At 54.8% G+C, this 20,321-nt stretch carries 21 protein-coding genes; 12 read left to right on the top strand and 9 right to left on the bottom strand.

The annotated features are described in order from the left end of the window. Positions 1-33: 33 nt before the first annotated feature. Positions 34-945, bottom strand: a complete 912-nt coding sequence (locus F3J28_RS15590; RefSeq protein WP_166877575.1) for a LysR family transcriptional regulator — start codon at positions 943-945, stop codon at positions 34-36. A 144-nt stretch (positions 946-1,089) separates the two neighbouring features. On the opposite strand from F3J28_RS15590, the gene F3J28_RS15585 reads away from it, so the two are divergent. Beyond that, a complete protein-coding gene (locus F3J28_RS15585) occupies positions 1,090-2,016 on the top strand; it encodes an aromatic alcohol reductase (protein ID WP_166877572.1) in 927 nt (308 codons plus the stop codon). 90 nt (positions 2,017-2,106) lie between these two features. Here the strand turns inward: F3J28_RS15585 and F3J28_RS15580 are convergent, their stop codons facing one another. The 4 genes from F3J28_RS15580 to F3J28_RS15565 form a co-directional block, all read right to left on the bottom strand. Next, positions 2,107-2,673 (bottom strand): GNAT family N-acetyltransferase, encoded by a 567-nt coding sequence (locus F3J28_RS15580; RefSeq protein ID WP_166877569.1) that lies wholly within the window; start codon positions 2,671-2,673, stop codon positions 2,107-2,109. Positions 2,674-2,860: 187 nt separating this feature from the next. Beyond that, positions 2,861-4,333 (bottom strand): pyridoxal phosphate-dependent decarboxylase family protein, encoded by a 1,473-nt coding sequence (locus tag F3J28_RS15575; protein WP_166877565.1) that lies wholly within the window; start codon positions 4,331-4,333, stop codon positions 2,861-2,863. A gap of 14 nt (positions 4,334-4,347) precedes the next feature. After that, on the bottom strand, positions 4,348-5,733 hold the full coding sequence (locus F3J28_RS15570) for a diaminobutyrate--2-oxoglutarate transaminase (protein WP_008455804.1): 1,386 nt from the start codon (positions 5,731-5,733) through the stop codon (positions 4,348-4,350). 415 nt (positions 5,734-6,148) lie between these two features. After that, entirely contained in the window at positions 6,149-7,009 is an 861-nt protein-coding gene (locus F3J28_RS15565) for a LysR family transcriptional regulator (RefSeq protein WP_166877562.1), read from the bottom strand. Between the two features lie 103 nt (positions 7,010-7,112). On the opposite strand from F3J28_RS15565, the gene F3J28_RS15560 reads away from it, so the two are divergent. The 4 genes from F3J28_RS15560 to modA all read left to right on the top strand — a co-directional run bounded on the left by F3J28_RS15560 (position 7,113) and on the right by modA (position 9,669). Beyond that, on the top strand, positions 7,113-7,445 hold the full coding sequence (locus F3J28_RS15560; protein ID WP_166877559.1) for a carboxymuconolactone decarboxylase family protein: 333 nt from the start codon (positions 7,113-7,115) through the stop codon (positions 7,443-7,445). Continuing rightward, on the top strand, positions 7,446-7,832 hold the full coding sequence (locus F3J28_RS15555) for a tautomerase family protein (protein WP_166877555.1): 387 nt from the start codon (positions 7,446-7,448) through the stop codon (positions 7,830-7,832). An 80-nt stretch (positions 7,833-7,912) separates the two neighbouring features. Then, the gene (locus F3J28_RS15550) at positions 7,913-8,965 is read left to right on the top strand and encodes an ABC transporter substrate-binding protein (protein WP_166877552.1); all 1,053 of its coding nucleotides are present in this window, start codon (positions 7,913-7,915) and stop codon (positions 8,963-8,965) included. Beyond that, positions 8,965-9,669, top strand: a complete 705-nt coding sequence (gene modA, locus F3J28_RS15545) for a molybdate ABC transporter substrate-binding protein (protein WP_166877549.1) — start codon at positions 8,965-8,967, stop codon at positions 9,667-9,669. The genes F3J28_RS15550 and modA overlap by 1 nt, the downstream gene beginning before the upstream one ends. 49 nt (positions 9,670-9,718) lie before the next feature. Here modA and F3J28_RS15540 read toward each other — a convergent pair whose 3' ends face one another. Continuing rightward, the gene (locus F3J28_RS15540; protein WP_008455794.1) at positions 9,719-10,000 is read right to left on the bottom strand and encodes a YjcB family protein; all 282 of its coding nucleotides are present in this window, start codon (positions 9,998-10,000) and stop codon (positions 9,719-9,721) included. Between the two features lie 442 nt (positions 10,001-10,442). Between F3J28_RS15540 and pdeC the strand changes: the two genes are divergently transcribed. Next, positions 10,443-12,050 carry a cyclic di-3',5'-guanosine monophosphate phosphodiesterase PdeC gene (gene pdeC, locus F3J28_RS15535; RefSeq protein WP_166877688.1) on the top strand — a complete coding sequence of 536 codons (1,608 nt, stop codon included), beginning with the start codon at positions 10,443-10,445 and terminating at the stop codon, positions 12,048-12,050. Here the strand turns inward: pdeC and F3J28_RS15530 are convergent. Together F3J28_RS15530 and soxS are read right to left on the bottom strand one after the other, a co-directional pair. Then, on the bottom strand, positions 12,024-12,689 hold the full coding sequence (locus F3J28_RS15530) for an alpha/beta hydrolase family protein (RefSeq protein WP_166877546.1): 666 nt from the start codon (positions 12,687-12,689) through the stop codon (positions 12,024-12,026). The two genes, pdeC and F3J28_RS15530, sit on opposite strands and share 27 nt — an antisense overlap. 20 nt (positions 12,690-12,709) lie before the next feature. Then, the gene (gene soxS, locus F3J28_RS15525; protein WP_008455787.1) at positions 12,710-13,033 is read right to left on the bottom strand and encodes a superoxide response transcriptional regulator SoxS; all 324 of its coding nucleotides are present in this window, start codon (positions 13,031-13,033) and stop codon (positions 12,710-12,712) included. An 80-nt stretch (positions 13,034-13,113) separates the two neighbouring features. On the opposite strand from soxS, the gene soxR reads away from it, so the two are divergent. From soxR to F3J28_RS15505, 4 genes are all read left to right on the top strand, one after another. Beyond that, positions 13,114-13,569, top strand: a complete 456-nt coding sequence (gene soxR, locus F3J28_RS15520) for a redox-sensitive transcriptional activator SoxR (protein ID WP_039289371.1) — start codon at positions 13,114-13,116, stop codon at positions 13,567-13,569. A gap of 477 nt (positions 13,570-14,046) precedes the next feature. Then, complete coding sequence (locus F3J28_RS15515; RefSeq protein WP_166877543.1) at positions 14,047-14,715, top strand: glutathione S-transferase family protein; 669 nt, start codon at positions 14,047-14,049, stop codon at positions 14,713-14,715. Positions 14,716-15,060: 345 nt separating this feature from the next. Then, positions 15,061-16,410 (top strand): guanine/hypoxanthine transporter GhxP, encoded by a 1,350-nt coding sequence (gene ghxP, locus F3J28_RS15510; RefSeq protein WP_039289375.1) that lies wholly within the window; start codon positions 15,061-15,063, stop codon positions 16,408-16,410. Positions 16,411-16,559: 149 nt separating this feature from the next. Beyond that, positions 16,560-18,206, top strand: coding sequence for a Na+/H+ antiporter (locus F3J28_RS15505; RefSeq protein ID WP_008455781.1), 1,647 nt, complete (start codon positions 16,560-16,562; stop codon positions 18,204-18,206). A gap of 5 nt (positions 18,207-18,211) precedes the next feature. On the opposite strand, the gene F3J28_RS15500 is transcribed toward F3J28_RS15505, so the two are convergent. Then, positions 18,212-19,111: a LysR family transcriptional regulator gene (locus F3J28_RS15500; RefSeq protein ID WP_166877685.1), complete on the bottom strand. Its 900-nt coding sequence runs from the start codon at positions 19,109-19,111 to the stop codon at positions 18,212-18,214. Positions 19,112-19,212: 101 nt separating this feature from the next. On the opposite strand from F3J28_RS15500, the gene F3J28_RS15495 reads away from it, so the two are divergent. Together F3J28_RS15495 and F3J28_RS15490 are read left to right on the top strand one after the other, a co-directional pair. Then, positions 19,213-19,638, top strand: coding sequence for a CidA/LrgA family protein (locus F3J28_RS15495; protein WP_166877540.1), 426 nt, complete (start codon positions 19,213-19,215; stop codon positions 19,636-19,638). After that, positions 19,631-20,320 carry an LrgB family protein gene (locus F3J28_RS15490; protein WP_008455777.1) on the top strand — a complete coding sequence of 230 codons (690 nt, stop codon included), beginning with the start codon at positions 19,631-19,633 and terminating at the stop codon, positions 20,318-20,320. The genes F3J28_RS15495 and F3J28_RS15490 overlap by 8 nt, the downstream gene beginning before the upstream one ends. Position 20,321: the final 1 nt, after the last annotated feature.

Here is a 20,321-nt window from a genome sequence, read left to right as displayed (position 1 = left end):
GTTTCGTTTTTTAGTAAAAGTATCCCGCTAATATTAGCGGGTGTGTGAATGAGAAATTGTGCCGAGCACTGCCTTGCTCCAGTCATGAAACGCCCTTACAGACGGGGAAACATGTCGGCTTTGCGGGTAAACCAGAAACAGCGGCATATCGACGGCGTACTCATCCAGGCAGGCAATTAATGTGCCAGTGGATAGATAGGCATTCACCAGGTAGCTGGCCACTCGAATTAAACCGATTCCCTGAAGGCCAGCCTGGATATAGGCGTCGGTATCATCAACAACCAGCGTCTCCTTCATTCTTACGGATACGTCACGGCCTTGCTGGTCAAAATGCCATTCGGTTGTGCGTCCTGTGGCGTGGGAGAGGTAGCCCACGGCGTGGTGATGTTGCAGATCCTCAATGGTCTGCGGCGTTCCGTATTGAGAAACGTATTGTGCGGAAGCCAGCACCGACCACCTGAAGAGCGCGATCTGTCGGGCGACAAGCGTGGTGGAGTCTTCTACCGTGCCTGTCCGAATAACACAGTCAAATCCCTCCTGCACTAAATCCGTAACTCGATCGCTTGAGCAAAGCACCAGATCCAGTTCAGGGTAGCGCACCATAAATCTCTGTATTTCCGGCAAAATACAATGCCGGGCTAGCGACTGCGGCATACCAATCTTAAAGCGCCCACGCGGCTGCCCGGCTTTTCCGGGGAAGGAGGATTCCAGGGCGGCAATATCACTGAGGATTTTTTTACATTCGGCGTAATAGTTCTGGCCGTCGGCTGTGACGCTTAATTTTCTCGTCGTACGCTGAAGAAGCTGTACCGCCAGAGAGTTTTCCAGATCTTTAATCATCCGGGAGACGGTTGATCTCGGCAGTCCAAGTAGCTCCGAGGCTCGGGCGAAACTTTGTGTTTCAACCACGTGGCGGTAGACCCGCATGGCTTCCAGTTTATCCATTGAATCCTCCCTCTGTTTGCCGAGATTATGCCAATTTTTCGAATAGTCTAACCCAGTCAGGATGGCTTATTGCTCGCGAATCACTTCGGTAGACTCTGCAATAATGTAGCAATTCAGCTGCAAGTAAAGAGTCTGGAGAGTGATATGACAAGCAATGCTGAGAAGACAGGTGAAAAGATATTGGTGCTTGGCGTGGGACAGTTGGGTACGGCAATTCTGGATTCGCTACAGCCAGCCGTCTCGGGATTGGGCAGGACTATAACTGCCAGCGTGTCGCCGGGATCTCTCAATGAGCACGGGCGGCCGGTTGCTCCACGTCATCAAAAGTATGCCGAAGCCGGGATAGATTTTATCGCTCTGGATATCGTCGCCAGCGACATTTCATCTTTGGTGCCGCTGTTCCAGCAATTCGATACCGTCATCAACTGCATGGGGTTTGTTGCAGGCGAAGGTACACAGCTTAAAATTACCCGAGCAGTGATTCAGGCTGGCGTCAGCCGTTATTTCCCGTGGCAGTTTGGCGTCGATTACGATGTGGTGGGCAAAGGCAGTGGGCAGCCGGTTTGGGATGAGCAATATGACGTCAGAACCTTGCTCCGGAGCCAGTTTTCTACCGACTGGGTGATTGTCTCTACCGGGATGTTTACCAGCTTCCTGTTTGAGCCCGCGTTTGACGTGGTGAACCTTGAGGCGAGAACGATAAATGCCCTGGGAAGTTGGGAAACGCAGGTTACGGTCACTTCACCCGAGGATATTGGGCGTTTAACCACCGCCATTTATCTTGCGCAGCCGGCGATCAAAAATAAGGTGGTGTATGTGGCCGGAGACACGCTGAGCTACGGCCGGCTTGCGGATATCGTGGAAGCCGTTGAGGGGCATGCGTTCGCCCGTAGAGTCCTGACGCTAACTGCGCTACAGCATGAGCTGGAACATAACGCAGATGACCAGATGCTGCGCTACCGCAAGGCTTTTGCGCTTGGGAAAGGTGTCTGGTGGCACGTGGAGCAAACCTATAACGCTGTGTGGAAAATACCGGTGCAGAACGTCGAGCAGTGGCTGAGGGCGCGGTAGCGGGATTTCAACACAGAAAAAAGCCGGAGGCGGAGCTTCGCGACCGGCTTTACGCTGCTATTTCTAAATAGAGAGGCTTGTGAATAGCGGCTATTCATCCTCTGGAAAGACATAAGCGTTCAGGACGTGATCTTGCCATTTACCATTAATTTTTAAATAAGAACGAGCAAAACCTTCCTGTACAAACCCCAGTTTAGCTAACGTGTTCTTGCTACGCTGATTATCCGCCAGGTGATTGGCCATAATGCGATGCAACCCGTACTGGCGACGTACGTAATCCATGGCAGAGGATAGTGCCTCATACATGAATCCTTTCCCTTCATATTCCTGGTCCAAAGAAAATCCCAGATGACCGGCCTGAAATACGCCGTAAATAAAATTAGTAAAGTTAATGCTGCCAATAATTTCTGCAGAATCCTTTAAGGTGAATACAAGGAGTAAGCTTTTTCTTGCCTCATGGTCAAGGTCTGACAGGGTAATACGCTGTCTAATACCGGCTTCAGAAAAATAGTCTTCGGCGCGTAAAGGTTCGAACGGGGTAAAATTTTCCCTGTTTCTCTTCAGAAATATCTCCATTGCTGGGGAAAAATGCTCCGTCAGGCGGTAAACATCCGTTCTTTCTGTTGAAAATAGTTTTGTGGCCTGGGGGGGTATCATGCTAATCCTTTTGAGACGACGCGTCAGTTGTAGGGCGGCATCTCAATTTTATTAAGAATTACAACCTGAATACAACGTTACTGCCCCCCCTTATTCTGGTTATTGCGATTTTGACAGGAAGGTTAAAGCGGCAATAAAAAAGCCGGAGGCGATAGTTCGCTCCCGGCTTTTATTCATTACGCTAACATTACGCGTTAAGCAGCGGCTCTGCGGTTTTCTCCACCAGCGCCAGCAGGACTTTGACATCCTCCAGGGTGACGGTTGGGTTCAGCAGGGTCAGCTTCAGGCAGGTCACGCCGTTATGCTCGGTCACGCCAACGTTCGCGCGGCCAGACTCCAACAGCGCATCACCGATTTTCTGGTTCAGCAGCGCGATTTCAGCAATGCTGCGGCCAGCCAGGCTTGCCGGGCGGAAGCGGAACAGCACGCTCGCCAGCTGAGGCTGCATCACCAGCTCCAGAGCTGCGTGGTCAGCCACATAGGCCGCCACATTCTTCGCCATGGTCACACCATGATCGATGATTTCAGCGTACTGTTTCTGGCCCAGCGCTTCGAGGCCCATCCACAGCTTCAGAGCGTCAAAGCGGCGGGTGGTCTGCAGCGACTTGGACACCAGGTTCGGTACGCCTTGCTCTTCGTCAAACTCGGAGTTCAGGTATGCCGCCTGGTAGCGCATCAGCTCGTAGTGGCGAGCATCTTTCAGCAGGAACGCGCCGCAGCTGATGGTCTGGAAGAACTGCTTGTGGAAGTCCAGGGTAACGGAATCCACCAGCTCCAGGCCGTTCAGGTAATCACGATACTTCTCGGACAGCAGCAGTGCGCCGCCCCAGGCTGCATCAACGTGTACCCAAATCTGGTGCTCTGCGGCCAGCTTCGCGATGTCGCTCAGCGGGTCGATAGCGCCTGCATCGGTCGTACCGGCAGTGGCGACGATAGCCATGATCTGCTCGCCGTTCGCTTGCGCCTGGGCGATTTTAGCCGCCAGGTCGGTAACGTCCATGCGGGCAAACTCATCGGTTTTCACCAGCGTGACTGACTGGTAGCCCATGCCCATCAGCGCCATGTTTTTCTGCACGGAGAAGTGGGCATTCTCAGAGCACAGCACTCTGATTTTGCGGATATCACCGGTCAGACCATCCTGCTGGACAGAGTGGCCCTGGCGCGCAAAGTAAGCGTCACGCGCCAGCATCAGGCCCATCAGGTTGCTCTGGGTCCCGCCGCTGGTGAACACGCCCGCGTCGCCAGGCTGATAACCGACCTGCGCGCGCAGCCATTCGATCAGCTTCATCTCAATGATGGTCGCCGACGGGCTTTGGTCCCAGGAGTCCATGCTCTGATTGGTGGCGTTGATCAGCACTTCTGCGGCCTGGCTAACCACCAGGCTTGGGCAGTGCAGGTGCGCCACGCACTGCGGGTGATGCACCAGCAGGCTGTCTTTTAAGAAATACTCAATTGCGCGTTCAATCGCGACCTGGTTTCCCAGGCCCTGAGGATTGAAGTCGAGCTGAATACGTTCTTTCAGCTCGGCGACGGTTTTGCCCTGGTACATCTGGGGCTGCTGCAGCCACTCCACTACGGCCTGGCTGGTCTGGGCGATCGCCTGCTGGTATTCCTCAATGCTCTGGGCAGAGGAGGCCAGAATCGGGTTAGATCGGGACATATTTATTACTCCAGTCAGACAGCTTTTGCGCCAGCGGCTAACAAGGCTTTTTCAAATTTACTCAGGAAGATTTCCAGCTCGTCGTCGCTGATCAGCAGGGACGGCAGCAGGCGCAGCACGCAGCCGTTACGGCCACCGCGCTCCAGAATCAGGCCCGCTTCGAAGCATTTTTTCTGAATCAGAGCAGACAGCGCGCCGTCAGCCGGGTAGCAACCCATGTGATCCTGTGCTTCTTCTGGCTTCACGATCTCAATGCCGAGCATCAGGCCCAGGCCGCGAACGTGGCCGATAGCCGGGTAGCGTTTCTGCAGATCGTACAGTTTGCCTTTCAGCCATTCGCCCTGAGCGGCAACTTTGTCTGCGACTTTGTTGTCTTTCAGGTACTTCAGGGTAGTCAGGCCGGTGGCCATCGCCAGCTGGTTGCCGCGGAAGGTGCCGGTGTGGTGGCCAGGTTCCCAGGCATCGATCTCTTTTCTCAGGCCCAATACGGCCAGCGGCAGACCGCCGCCAACGGCTTTGGACATCACGATGATGTCTGGCTCAATGCCAGCGTGTTCGTAGGCGAACAGCTTGCCGGTACGGGCAAAGCCAGCCTGAACTTCATCGATGATCAGCACGATGCCGTGCTCTTTGGTCACTTTGCGGATGCGCTGCAGCCACTCGGCAGGAGCCGGGTTCACGCCGCCTTCGCCCTGAACCGCTTCGAGGATCACGGCCGCAGGTTTGCGCACGCCGCTTTCAACGTCGTTGATCAGGTTGTCGAAGTAATAGGTCAGCGCTTTCACGCCCGCGTCGCCGCCAATGCCCAGCGGGCAGCGGTATTCGTGCGGGTATGGCAGGAACTGTACTTCCGGCATCAGGCCGTTGATGGCCGCTTTCGGAGACAGGTTGCCGGTCACGGACAGCGCGCCGTGGGTCATCCCGTGGTAGCCGCCGGAGAAGCTGATTACGCCGCTGCGGCCAGTGTGTTTCTTCGCCAGCTTGATAGCGGCTTCTACTGCGTCCGCGCCGGATGGGCCGCAGAACTGCAGGCAGTACTCTTTACCCTGGCTCGGCAGTAAAGAGAGCAGGTATTCTGAGAACTCGTCTTTTAACGGCGTAGTCAGATCCAAAGTATGTAACGGCAAGCCGCTGGTAATGACGTTTTGGATGCTTTGCAGGATGTCAGGATGGTTGTGGCCAAGCGCCAACGTGCCCGCACCGGCCAGACAGTCAAGGTAGCGGTTACCTTCCACGTCGATGATCCAGGCGCCCTGGGCTTTGGCTATAGCGAACGGTAATTTGCGCGGGTAACTTCTGACATTCGATTCGAATTCAGCCTGTCGTGCCAAATAGGTTTCGTTGGTAGCGTTTGCAGATTTTGCATCTAAAGTATCAATACGGACTTTATCCGTCATCATATCTCTCCTACAACCGTCGGCATGAGCGCAGCGGCTGAATTAAGTAAACAATACTCGTCATGCTTCAAGTTGAAACTCGAATTATCCAGAGTATAGGTATCGGTCAGGGTGCATAAAACGCCGCCAATATATGGCTTTTTACCCCCCCCGCTCAATCATTTATTTTTTTCGATTTTTTTAATTTAAAATCAATGGATTGAAGAATCTTTTGACGGGTATCCAGACATCCGATCTCTCAACTATTGGCAATGGCAGGAAAAAAAGCCCCCTGAAAGGCCTAATTTTGCGTATTAAAACGGTCTGGACAGACCAGGTTTTGCTGGATAGAAATAATTAACAACAAAAAATTACCCCGGGACATTGATTGGCAACTGGGGTTGCACTTTTTACCCGTAAATCTGGCGCTGGTTCAGCTTCAACGGCAAAAAACGCCCACCTGTTTTTCAATAATGTCTGCCAGGCAATCCCGAATCGGGTTAGGTTCAGATGAGGCTCTTGGTAGACAAATGCCTAATGAAGGGAGAGCGGGAAGCGTCTGGATCATCGGGAGATCGGCTGGTTTTCCTACCTGCGTTCTTGGCGTCACGCCTAATCCGGCTCGCGCCGCTGCCCATAGGCCGTTCAGACTGCTGCTGGTAAAGGCTATCCGCCAGGGGATCCCTGCACAATCCAGTGCCTCAATGGCGTGACGGCGTAAAATACAGGGAGCATCAAAAACCACTAAAGGTAGCGGCTGACCATTGGCGAGGCATGCCTCTACCTGCTCGGGGATGCCCATCCAGTGCAGCGGAATTTTACCGATCTCATTCTCTGCGGAGGCCGATGGCGTTTGCCAGAGTAAGTCCAAATCCAGCTGCGAATGGTTGAGGGCGGACTCCAGCTCTGCGTTTCGTGCGATACGTGCCTCAAGAATGACGGCAGGGTGGGCGCGACTAAATGACCCAAGAACGTCGGTTAACAAGCCCTCACCAAAATCCTCCTGAAATCCTACCCGTAAGAGCCCACTCAGCTGTGTGTCGCCCACCGCAGCCATTGCGGCATCATTCAGCTCCAGCAGGCGTTTCGCATAACTCAACACAATTTCGCCGGTTGGCGTCAGCGTCAGGCCCCGGCCTGATTTTTTGACGACCGGCGTTCCGACCTGATCTTCCAGTTTCTTCAACTGGGCGCTGACCGCTGAGGTTGATCGCCCCAGCCGGTCCGCTGCCCGGGCAAAGCTGCCGAGTGCCATGCCCGTCACAAAGGTGCGGAGAACGTCTAGATCTAAATTCGTCATAGTTATTGTCCTGAAAATCAGGATTATTGGTTAAAAAATATCTGATTTTTAGAATGATACTCAATGAGTATGCTCAGGTTGTCAACAACAGCCGGGAGGCTTCATGGGCGAAACATCACACGACATTCAACGGGTTTTGAGCCGGGCGCCAAAACTTGCCAGTCTTAGCAACGACTTGTTATTCATGGATATCTGGGAAAGACCGGAACTGAATAAACGCGATCGCAGCCTGATCACCGTGGCGGCGCTGCTGGCGCTGTACCGGCTTGAACAGCTGCCTGTTCATCTCGATTTAGCGCGCAAAAATGGCGTCAGCGATGAGGAGTTAAGCGAGCTGATTACCCATCTGGCATTTTATGCGGGCTGGCCTGCAGCCCACAGCGCGCTAAAGGTACTGGATAAGCTGATCGTCGGATGCCGTCGGGAGGAGCAATAAATGCCGGTACTTCATGTCACCTTATTAAAAGGAAAAACGGAGGCTTGGCTGGCGGCGGTTTCATCCAGCATACAGCGGGCGCTGGTGGAGGCATTTGATGTGCCGGGGGCAGATCTGTTTCAGGTTTTTCATGAGCAAGATAAATCAGCGCTGCGGTTTGATCGCCACTATATGGCGGGGCCGCGCAGCGATGACTGGCTTCTGATTGAGATAACGGCCGGTAAGCCACGGAGTATTGAGATGAAGCAGCGTTTTTACCGGGTCATTACCGAGCAACTTGCCGAGTCACCGGGCATTCAGCCCAACGACGTTATGGTCGTCATTCGCCATAACAAGGCTGAGGACTGGTCGTTTGGGGATGGGAAGGCGAGTTTGCTCCCGGAGTAACCTCTACCCCTTAAAAGCGCTGGGCGCGGGGGAATCATCGCTGTATATTTTCATACACAACGATCATAAGGACTCTCGCCGTGAACCGATTTACCCGCCGCCTGACGCTGGGCGCATTATTAGTACTTTCCCCGCTCGCCGCGCTGGCGAACCGCACGCTCACCGACCAGCTTGGCCGCCAGGTCACGATCCCCGACGAGGTTAACCGCGTCGTGGTGCTTCAGCACCAAACGCTCAACCTGCTGGTGCAAATGAACGCCACCGACAAAGTGGTTGGCATTCTGGCGAACTGGAAGCAGCAGCTTGGCAGCGGCTACGCGCGCCTGGCGCCGGAGCTTGAGCATAAGGCCCAGTTAGGGGATTTAACCAGCGTGGACACCGAAAAGCTGGTGGCGCTGCATCCTCAGGTGGTGTTCGTCACCAACTATGCACCGCAGGAGATGATCGACAGCATTAGCAAACTCGGCATCCCGGTGATTGCGATTTCTCTGCGCCACGATACACCGGGCGAGCAGGGCAAACTGAACCCGTCGATGCAGGACGAAGAGCAAGCCTATAATCTCGGCCTGAAAGAAGGCATCGAGCTGATTGGTGAAGTGGTTAATAAAGAGAAACAGGCCAAAGCGCTGATCGACGCCACTTTTGCCGAGCGCAAGCTGGTCAGCGAGCGCCTGAAAGACATCCCGGCAGACCAGCGGGTTCGGGCTTATATGGCCAACCCTGACCTGACCACCTACGGCTCCGGGAAATATACCGGCCTGATGATGGCCCACGCGGGGGCATTGAACGTGGCGGCGTCCACCGTGAAAGGCTTCAAGCAGGTGTCGATGGAGCAGGTGATCGCCTGGGATCCGCAGGTGATCTTCGTGCAGGATCGTTACCCCAAAGTGGTGGATGAGATCGTCAGCAAGCCCGAGTGGCAGCCGATCGACGCGGTGAAAAGCCATCAGGTCTGGCTGATGCCAGAATACGCCAAAGCCTGGGGCTACCCGATGCCGGAAGCGATGGCGATCGGCGAGCTGTGGATGGCGAAAAAACTGTATCCCGCCAGATTCAAAGACATCGACATGAAGAAAGTGGCCGACAGCTGGTATCAGCGTTTTTACCGCACCCACTATGAAGGCGTTGAGTAATGACGCTGCAAATTCTGGCGGCGGGAAGCCTGCGGTGGGTCTGGCAGCCACTTATGGCCCAGTTTGAGCAGGAAACTAGCTTGCCGACAGAGACGCATTTTGGGCCTGCGGGCCTGCTAAGAGCCCGTATAGAAGCCGGTGAAAACTGTTCGCTGTTTGCGTCGGCAAACATGGCGCACCCGCACACGCTGCTGGAGCGGGGCAAAGCTCGGGCGGTTCACCGGTTTGCCGGGAACGCCCTATGCCTGACGGCGGCGGCGCACTGCGTTGATGAGCAGAGTACCTGGCTAACGCTATTGAGTAATCCGGCCTTACGCATTGGCACGTCCACGCCGGGCAGCGATCCGTCCGGGGATTATACCTGGCAGTTCTTTGGCAGATTTGAAGCTGAATTTGGCATCGCCCTGCAGCCGCGAGCCTTAGCTCTGGTTGGCGGACCGGACACGCAGGCCGTGCCCGACGGCAGGCTTGCGGCGCAGTGGCTTATTGCCAGCGGGCAGGCCGATCTGATGATTGGTTACCGAAGCTATGCCGCAGCGCTGCAAGCCCATCGTGAACTGCGGGTGTTCGAGATCCCGGCGTCCTATAATATTCAGGCCGATTATGGGCTGGCGGTATGCGACGAACGGGCGGAGCCGCTGCGGGCGTTCCTGGTCTCGGACGCTGCGCGGCAAATACTGCGCGCTTACGGCTTTGTCGTCTGAAAGTAAAAAACCGCCGATGAAGGCGGTTTTTTTAATGCTTCTCAGCCTGTTAAGGCATCATTGTCGGCCATTCGGGCGGCATTCTGGCGATGATCTCGACCAGCCCCGTTTTAAACGACGCCCAGATAATCGGGAAGTCGCCGAGCGTCAGGCCCAATAAACCCATGGCAAACCAGCAGGATGCGGCAATCCCCAGCCCGCTGCTGATTATGGCTAAAGCCCGGTAATCCGAGCGGCGAAACTGAATATTCAGGCTGCTTGCCAAAAACATCAAAACCGCACTAAGCAGCGGCCAGCGTATGAGCATCACGCCGGTGGTGATTGTTGCCATGGACCTTGTTCCTCAAAAAGCTGCAATTTATTTTTCTGTTGCACTGATAATGTGAAGTATATCACCTTTGTGTGTTTAATCATCAGCGCTGTGATGGTTTTTTGCGCGGTTTTGAGGCCGAGTCGGCGGGGGTTTTTAGGAAAACCAGGACGTGGAAGGCGTGAACATTTTGTTTATCTGACGTTTACCACAGTTTCGTTTAAATAATCATTCCCTGCTGCTTTAACCCCAGAAAAAATCATATTAACGCGGTGGGTTAAATCTTAAGCTAAACAGCATCCCGGTTCCTCTTATCTCTTTGTTGCGCAAATTAATTTCCGCAGAGTTAACGGCTGAAGGCTATTGCTAAAGCAGGCTTTATGATGCAACGTAATCGGCGGTCATCAGGTTGTTCTAATAAAGTATAAAAACAGGCGCATAAAAGCAGAGACGTGTGAGCATCATGGTGAAACGGATTTATCTTAAGGCGTTGCGTACCTCAGGTTTTGTCCTGATCGTTTGCCTGCCGATAATGCTGGCAATTTATTTTGCCCATGTTCGCGCCACCAGTGACACCCAGCAGCATCTGCACTCTTTTGGCAAACTGGTGATGGAAAAAACGGAAATCGTCATCAGCCATGTTAATGAGGCGCGTAGCGAGGCGGAACGTTTCTCCGGGGAAATATGCAGTCCCCGGCATATGGCAAATATGCTGGATATTGTGCGCGGTAAACTTTTTGTCGCCGATTTAATTTACGTCAGCGGCGATAAGCTGCTGTGCTCGACCAGCTATAAGCCGTTAAAAGCGCTGCCAGCGCCGCTCCCTTCTTATACCCGTAAACCAGACGTCGCGATTTATTATTATCTGGATACGCCGTTTTATGCCGGGCATAAAATGACCTACATGCAGCGTGGGCATTATATGGCGGTCATTAATCCGCTCACCTGGTCAGAAGTTTTGTCCGAAGATGGCTCGCTGATTTATGGCGTGTACGACACCGTCACCCGCAGCTTTTTCTCTTTAAGCCCGGGGGCCGACAGCGACCTGCTGCACAGTTTTATTCTGCGTAAAGAGAAAGCGTTTACCGAGGATAATCGTTTTTACACCGTCGACCAGTCGGCTAAAAGACCGATTGCGGTGATTGTTTCCACGTCAGAAACCTTGTTTAACCGCCAGTGGTATCACCAGCTGACGCTGACGCTTCCGTTAGGCGTTATTTGCAGCCTGCTGATATTAATTATGTGGTCCCGAACCCGTCAGCAATTAAATTCCCCGCGGCGGATGCTTTTAAGAGCGCTGGCCAGAAAACAGCTCAAACTTCACTACCAGCCCATTATTGATATTCAAAATGGCTATTGCGTGGGGGCAGAGGCGCTGCTGCGGTGGGTGAATTTTAATGGACAAACCATCAGCCCCGGGACGTTTATTCCGCTGGCAGAATCTGAAGGCCTGATTCACAAAATATCGGACTATGTGGTCGATGCCGTATTTAAAGATTTTGGTGAATTTCTTGCCGACCATCCCGGCCTCTATATTTCGATTAATCTTTCAGCATCTGATTTTCACTCTTCACGCTTAATCACCGTACTTTCAGAGCGGATTAAAACCTACAACATTCGTCCGGGGCAGATAAAAATCGAAGTGACCGAGCGAGGGTTTATTGACGTTGAAAAAACCAGGCCGTTTATCCAGGAGTTTCGCAACGCGGGCTTTAAAGTCGCCATTGATGACTTTGGCACCGGGTATTCGAATCTGCACAATCTGCAGTACCTGAACGTCGATATTTTAAAAATCGACAAAAGCTTTATTGATTCCCTCGCCAGCGAGCGGGCCAGCCACTTGCTGGTGGAACACATCATTGAAATTGCCCACAGCCTGAAGTTAACGACGATTGCCGAAGGGGTTGAAACCGAAGCGCAGGTGGCGTGGCTGGTGGATCACGGCGTGGAGTATTGCCAGGGCTGGTATTTTGCGAAGGCACTGCCTCCGCAAGAGTTTATCGCCTGGCTCTATACGCCAGGCGGGATCCCCGTACGCAAGGCCTCAGTGGCTCGCGAGCCACTGCTTTAAAGGAACAACCCATTCTGGGTTAGGGCGGAAAAATGCCCCGTGCTGCTGGCCGGTAGAGATTTTTATCTCTTTATAATGAACGATCCCCGGACTGTGGTTCACAATCGTCTGGCAGGAACCCACTTCATCCGAGGCTTCATAAATGGAGAGCACGTTCCCGTACAGGCGATTGCGGGCGTCATCCTGAATGGAATGAGTACATCCCGCCAGAATGACAACGTTGAGTGCCTTATTCTGCAGTTTGCTTGCCGCCAGAATGGTAATTTCGCCGCCGCGTGAGAAGCCGACAAGCGTAATATTCTTAGCCGGAACGCCTTTTGCAATCAGCGTGTTCACATCCTGCTTTAGCTTCTCGGCATACTGGTCTGGCTGAGTATCTTTGGCTCTGTGATAAGCAATCAGGTTGTAGCCATCATCGCTGAGCTTCTCTTTCACCGCCGGGAAATCGTAAACGCCCCACTGCGGTTTATTTGGATTACTCGGCCGGTCAATATTTCCCTCTAACACTTTCCCGTGCGTATAAAAAACGTATTTCTGTTTCGGATTAACGCTGTCAGGGAACGCGGTATAAATGGTTGCCGCCTGAGCGGCCATTGAGGCAAGTCCGATGGCCAAAATGGCAAAACTTAACTTTTTCACTCCAACTCCTGTTGGTTTTCTTAGGCCTGATGGCGGTAATCCGTTGGGGTACGGTCAAACTCACGGCGGAACACGCGGGAGAAGGTTTGCTGCGAGACATACCCGTAGTCCATCGCGATATCAAAAATAGGGCGCTGGGTAGTGCGTAGCGCGGTGGCAGCCATCAACAGGCGGCGCTGGCGGATGTACTCACCCAGCGTCTGGTGCATGACGGTGCGGAACATTCGCTGCAAGTACCATTTTGAATAACCTGATTTTTTCGCCACCACGTCGATGTTCAGCGGCTGGTCAATATGTTCATCAATCCATTCAGTCAACGTATAAATGATGTCCTGGTGAGCCATGAGTCGTCCTCATTTCCGGGTTAGCTAGTTTCATTGCCAGGGAGTATAATTCCTCAAGTTAACTTGAGGTAAAGAGCATTATGGAAAAGAAATTGCCCCGAATAAAAACGCTGTTAACGCCCGGTGAAGTGGCGAAGCGCAGCGGCGTGGCCGTCTCCGCGCTTCACTTTTACGAAAGCAAAGGTCTGATTAAAAGTACGAGAAATGCAGGCAATCAGCGGCGTTATCAGCGTGATGTGCTGCGAACGGTGGCGATAATAAAAATTGCGCAGCGCATTGGCATTCCGTTGAGCACCGTCGGGGATGCGTTTGGTGTGCTGCCCGACGGCCATTCGATCAACAAAAACGACTGGAAGAAGCTGTCATCGCAATGGCGCGAAGAGCTGAACCACCGCATTGCCACGCTGACCGCGCTGCGTGACGAACTGAATGGCTGCATTGGCTGTGGCTGTTTATCCGGGGCAGAGTGCCCGCTGCGTAATCCTGGAGACAAGCTGGGCGAGCAGGGTACCGGCGCAAGGCTGTTGGAAGATTGAAAATTATCTTTCAAACATAAAACTAAAGCGCCACAAGGGTGCTCAAGACGGCTAACAAAGAGGGAAAAAGCGTGGTTTTTCCCTCTTTGTTGTTATTAGCCGAAAATCAATGAATTGATTTGCCCGGTTTATTAATGGCGTCTTCAGTAGCTGCATTGCTTAACAGAGATCGTCCGTTGCCATATAAAACTAAAGCGCCACAAGGGCGCTTTAGTTGTTTTCCGGTCTTTGTCTTTCGCTCTATCCCGTTCTGACAGGAGGGTTTCCCCCGACGTCGGCACCCCTCGATAACGCTTACACATACCTACGTACACACTTCACTGACTTTGGAGGTTCCGGTCTGCACCGACAATTTAAGTGTAGGTCTGTCCCTTCACTTTGCAAGGTCAATTGTTCTTTTTTTGTTCATTTTTTTGACATGTGATGCGTGAAGGCTTTCCTATAATTATTCCATCTGGCTAAACAGAGGGTTACCTCATGCTCACGGTGCATCACCTCAATAACTCCCGTTCCCAGCGCGTACTCTGGATGCTGGAAGAACTGGCGCAGCCCTACCAGATCGTGCGTTATCAGCGGGAAGCCACCATGCTTGCCCCGGAAGCGCTAAAAAAAATCCATCCGCTGGGCAAATCCCCGGTGGTGGAAGATAGCGGCCACATCCTGGCGGAATCAGGTGCCATTCTTGAGTACCTGCAGGAAACCTACGACAGCGAAAACCACCTGAAGCCGCAGGACATTAACGACAAAATCCAGTACCGCTTTTGGCTGCATTACGCCGAAGGGTCGCTGATGCCGCTGCTGTTAATGAAGCTGGTGTTCGGCAGCCTCGGCAAAGCCCCGGTGCCCTGGCCACTGCGCCCGGTGGGCAAAGCGTTGGGGCAGGGCGTGCAGAAAGCCTGGCTGAATAAGCAACTCACCACCCATGCCCGTTTTATCGAGGATCACCTGAGCCAGCACCCGTGGTTCGCCGGGCAACAGTTCAGCGCGGCAGATATTCAGATGAGTTTCCCGGTGGCCGCGCTGCTGGAGAGAGGCGAAGTCAACGACATGCCGTACACCCAGGCGTGGATGAAAAATGTGCAAACGCGCCCCGCCTGGCAGCGGGCGTTACATCAAGGCGGCCCTTTTAAGATCCCTGGAACGTGATCGCCGCAGAAGCGAAGCGAGGGAAAATCAGCCCAACTCTTTTGCGTTTTTGTTGCGAAATTGCGCATTGACGATAACGTTTGCGCATCGCAAGGCGATTAATTCATCAGCTGAGCATATTTTCCGCGAAAATCGCAAAAGTTAAGTTGAAAATCCCGTCAGGAAGGCAGGATAATCGTTTGCCTTAATTCTGTAACACCGATTTGTCCGTGTGGAGTTAAACGATTGCTTTTTTGTGACACCCCTTTGTCACAATCGTAGCGCAGGGAGACAACGTTTAACTGGCAGCGGGTTGTCCACCACCCGGGCAAACGTCATTCTAAAAATCTCAGGGGATTTTTCACTATGTCTACACCTTCTCCGCGCGCCGGCGGTTCGCTCGACGCCTGGTTCAAAATCTCTGCACGCGGCAGCACCGTGCGTCAGGAAGTTGTCGCCGGTCTGACAACCTTCCTTGCTATGGTTTACTCGGTGATCGTTGTGCCGGGAATGCTCGGCAAAGCCGGGTTCCCACCGGCGGCGGTCTTTGTGGCTACCTGCCTGGTGGCGGGCGTGGGTTCCATCGTGATGGGCCTGTGGGCGAACCTGCCGCTGGCAATCGGCTGCGCTATCTCGCTGACCGCCTTCACCGCCTTTAGCCTGGTGCTCGGCCAGCACATCAGCGTGCCGGTCGCCCTTGGCGCGGTATTCCTGATGGGCGTTCTGTTCACCATTATCTCTGCCACCGGCATTCGTAGCTGGATTTTGCGCAATTTGCCGATGGGCGTGGCGCACGGCACCGGGATCGGTATCGGCCTGTTCCTGCTGCTGATTGCCGCGAACGGCGTCGGCCTGGTGATTAAAAACCCGCTGGACGGGCTGCCGGTTGCGCTGGGGCATTTCGCCAGCTTCCCGGTGATCATGTCGCTGATTGGCCTGGCGGTGATCATTGGTCTGGAAAAACTGAAGGTGCCGGGCGGCATTCTGCTGACCATTATCGGCGTGTCCATTGTCGGCCTGATCTTCGACCCGAACGTGCATTTCTCCGGAGTTTTCGCCATGCCGTCGCTGAGCGATGACAAAGGCAACTCGCTGATTGGCAGCCTGGATATCATGGGCGCGCTGAACCCGATCATCCTGCCGAGCGTGCTGGCGCTGGTGATGACAGCCGTGTTTGACGCCACCGGCACTATCCGCGCGGTAGCCGGTCAGGCAAACCTGCTGGATAAAGACGGCCAGATCATTGACGGCGGCAAAGCGCTGACTACCGACTCCCTGAGCAGCGTGTTCTCCGGCCTGGTGGGCGCAGCCCCGGCGGCGGTTTACATCGAATCTGCAGCGGGTACCGCGGCAGGCGGCAAAACCGGCCTGACGGCCATCACCGTTGGCGTGCTGTTCCTGCTGATCCTGTTCCTGTCGCCGCTCTCTTACCTGGTACCGGCATATGCCACGGCACCTGCGCTGATGTATGTTGGCCTGCTGATGCTGAGCAACGTCGCCAAAATTGACTTTGCGGACTTCGTGGATGCGATGGCCGGGCTGATTACCGCGGTATTCATTGTGCTGACCTGCAACATCGTAACCGGGATAATGATCGGCTTTGCTTCTCTGGTGATTGGCCGCGTAGTATCCGGTGAATGGCGCAAGCTGAACATCGGCACCGTCGTTATTGCCGTTGCGCTGGTGGCGTTCTACGCTGGCGGCTGGGCTATCTGATTTTCAATTCGTGCGGGTTGCGCTCTGTAACCCGCCGCTTTCACCCACTTCGGGCATTTCCGGTTCCAATGTGATGCAAAAAGTTGTTTTATTATAAAAACAACCGCTAAGAGTGACGCTTCAAATCACACATCACGTTCAGGGAAAACATGGAAATTTTCTTCACAATCTTGATTATGACCCTCGTGGTCTCCCTCTCTGGGGTGGTAACACGTATGTTGCCGTTTCAGATCCCACTGCCGTTAATGCAAATCGCCATCGGGGCGCTGCTTGCCTGGCCGCACTTTGGCTTACACGTTGAATTCGACCCTGAGCTGTTCCTGGTCCTGTTCATTCCGCCGCTGCTGTTTGCCGACGGCTGGAAAACGCCCACTCATGAATTTCTCCATCATGGCCGCGAAATTATTGGCCTGGCGCTGGTGCTGGTGCTGGTCACCGTGGTTGGCATCGGCTTCCTGATTTACTTCCTGGTGCCGGGCATTCCGCTGGTGCCTGCTTTTGCGCTGGCCGCCGTGCTGTCACCGACGGACGCCGTGGCGCTGTCCGGGATTGTCGGCGAAGGGCGGATTCCGAAGAAGATCATGGGAATATTGCAGGGCGAAGCATTGATGAACGACGCCTCTGGCCTGGTTTCTCTGAAGCTTGCGGTGGCGGTCGCCGTGGGAGCGATGGCCTTTAGCGTTGGCGGGGCTTCGCTTGAGTTCTTCAAGGTTGCCATTGGCGGCCTGCTGGCGGGGATTGCGGTCAGCTGGCTGTACGGCAAATCGCTGCGCCTGATGAGCCGCTGGAGCGGGGACGAACCCGCCACCCAAATCCTGCTGCTGCTTCTGCTGCCGTTCGCCTCTTACCTGATTGCTGAACACATCGGCGTTTCCGGCATTCTGGCGGCGGTAGCCGCAGGGATGACCATTACCCGTTCCGGCGTGCTGCGTAGCGCCCCGCTGACCATGCGCCTGCGCGCGAACAGCGTCTGGGCGATGCTGGAGTTTGTGTTCAACGGCATGGTCTTCCTGCTGCTGGGCCTGCAGCTGCCGGGCATTCTCGAAACATCAGTTGCGGCGGCTAATGCCGATCCGAATGTTGAGCTGTGGATGCTGTTCCTCGACGTGGCGATGATCTATTTCGCCCTGATTGCGGTGCGTTTCCTGTGGCTGTGGTCGATGAAGCGCCTCAGCCTGCGCTTTTTGAAAAAGCGCCCGCTGGAGTTTGGCTCTTTCACCACCCGCGAGCTGGGTATTGCCTCTTTTGCCGGCGTGCGCGGGGCCATCACCCTGGCCGGTGTGCTTTCTATTCCGCTGTTGCTGAACGACGGCACGCCTTTTCCGGCGCGCTATGAGCTGATTTTCCTCTCCGCAGGCGTGATCCTGTTCTCGCTGTTTGCCGGGGTCATCATGCTGCCGATTCTGCTGCGAAACGTTGAGGTTGGGGATAAATCTCTGTCGCGCAAAGAGGAGCGGCTGGCCCGGTCCGCCACGGCCGAAGTGGCGATTGTCGCTATCCAGAAAATGGAGGAGCGCCTCGCCGCGGACAGCGAAGAGAACATCGATGACCAGCTACTGAAAGAGGTGAGTTCGCGGGTTATCGGGAATTTACGCCGCCGCGCAGACGGACGTAATGACGTAGAAAGCAGCGAGCTTGAAGAGAACCTTGAGCGCCGCTTCCGCCTGACGGCGCTGCGTTCAGAGCGCGCTGAGCTTTACCATCTGCGCGCCACCCAGCAAATCAGCAATGAGACCCTGCAAAAACTCCTGCACGATCTCGACCTGCTGGAAGCGCTGCTGATCGAAAAAGAGTAATCCCGCTAGTTCTGGCCGGTTTCCACTGCCGGCCAGAACTCTCTGCAGCAATCAATCCACGCCTGCGCGCTCTGCGAAATATACACCCCTTCACGCCAAATCATCCCTAACTGCCAGCTCAGGTTGCTGTTCAGCGGCAGCCACATCAGCGTGGTGTGGTCGAGCTTGCGGCAAATCGGCTCCGGCAGCACGGCAATCCCCACGCCGCCCTGTACCATCGCCGCCAGGAAATCCCACTGCCCGCTGCGCACCGCAATGCGCGGGGTAAAACCGTGGTCGGCAAACAGCTGCATCAGCTGGCGGCTAAGGGAGAAATCTTCGTTGTAGATAAGCAGCGGGTGCTCGGCGAGCTCCGCCGGATCAACGCTGGTGCGGCCAATCCACGGGCCGGAGCGGGGCACCAGCACGCAGAGCGGATGGCGGAACAGCGGCATAACCGTCAGCGCGTCTTCATCTTCTACGGGCATGGCCGTTACCGCCAAATCCAGATCGCCGTTAAGCACCGCCTGCTGCACCGTCAGCCCGCCGAATTCGGAAATCTTGAACTCCACGCCGGGGTAGCGGTGCTGATACACGCCTATCGGGCCGGTCATCAGCGTGCCGACCATTGGCGGAATGCCGAGGCGCAGCACGCCGTTGGTGAGCTGCTTGATATCACCCAGCTCGGCTTCGAGCTGGCGAAACTCAGCGAGGATAGCCAGCCCGCGCTGGAATACTACCTGGCCGGTGTCGGTCAGCAGCAGGCGGCGGCCGTCGCGGATCAGCAGCGTGCAGTTCAGCTCATCCTCGAGGTTGCGCAGCATTTTGCTGATGGTGGGCTGCGTGACGAACATCTTCTCCGCCGCCCGGGTGAAGCTCTGCTGGCGGACGACTTCAACGAAATAACGCAGCGTTCTGATGTCCATAACTATTCCCATTAACTATACCTGCAATGATTTTAATTCATTTCAGTAGCGATGAACCGCTCTCTATAATCGGGGCTGGTATTTTTTCTGGAGCACCGATCATGGCTTTGGCGTTAGGCCGTTTTACGCCTGCTGTAATGCATAGCCTGCGTGTCCCCGTACAGGTTGCGCTGTACGCCGGACTTTTTGTTTTTGCCGAACAGTTGGTGACGTGGGGGCATTTGCCGCTGCCCGCGAACCTGGTGGGGATGTTGCTCCTGCTGGCGCTGATTGTGTGCCGTATTGTGCCGCTGAAATGGGTCAGGGAAGGGTCGAAATGGCTGCTGGCCGAGATGCTGCTGTTCTTCGTCCCGGCGGTTGTGGCCGTGGTGAACTACTCGCAGCTGCTGATGGTGGAGGGCTGGCGTATTTTTGCCGTGATAGCGGTCAGCACCGTGCTGGTGCTCGGCAGCACGGCCTTTGTGGTGGAAAAAGTCTACCGCTTTGAACTGGCTCGCGAAGCTCGCAGGCAGTCCCGCAATGACTAACTTCCAGCTCAGCGTGCTGTGCCTTGTGGTCACGCTGGTTTTCTACTTCGCCAATAAACGCCTGTATCGCCGTTTTCGCAAACTGCCGCTGATGCCGCTGGTTTTTACGCCGGTGCTGCTGGTGGGGATGCTCGTCTTCGGCCATATCTCCTATAGCAACTACATGGGAGAGGCGCACTGGCTGCTGTGGCTGCTTGGGCCTGCCACCATCGCTTTTGCGGTGCCGGTGTATGACAACCTTCGGGTGATAAAACGTCACTGGATGTCGCTTTCTGCTGGCGTGCTGACGGCGATGGTGGTGGCGGTAACCAGCTCGATTTGGCTGGCCCGCTTATTTACCCTGCCGGACGGCATTCAGCGCAGCCTGGCCGTGCGCTCAATTACCACGCCTTTTGCCCTGGCGGCCGCGAAGCCCATCGGCGGTGAGCCTGAACTGGTGGCGCTGTTTGTGGTGATCACCGGCGTGTTCGGCATGGCGGTGGGGGACGTGCTGTTTCTGCGCCTGTCGATCAGGGAAGGGATAGCCAAAGGCGCGGGGTTCGGCGCGGCTTCTCACGGCGCGGGTACCGCTCGCTCTTATGAGCTGGGGCCGCAGGAAGGGGTGATTGCCAGCCTGGTGATGATGCTGTCCGGCGTGGTGACGGTTTTGGTCGCACCGCTGGTCAGCTGGCTGATGTTTTAAC

The sequence above is a fragment of the Enterobacter sp. Ap-1006 genome, from assembly GCF_011752835.1.
Classification (GTDB): Bacteria; Pseudomonadota; Gammaproteobacteria; order Enterobacterales; family Enterobacteriaceae; genus Cedecea.
This window is presented reverse-complemented; position numbering and strand designations above follow the sequence as displayed.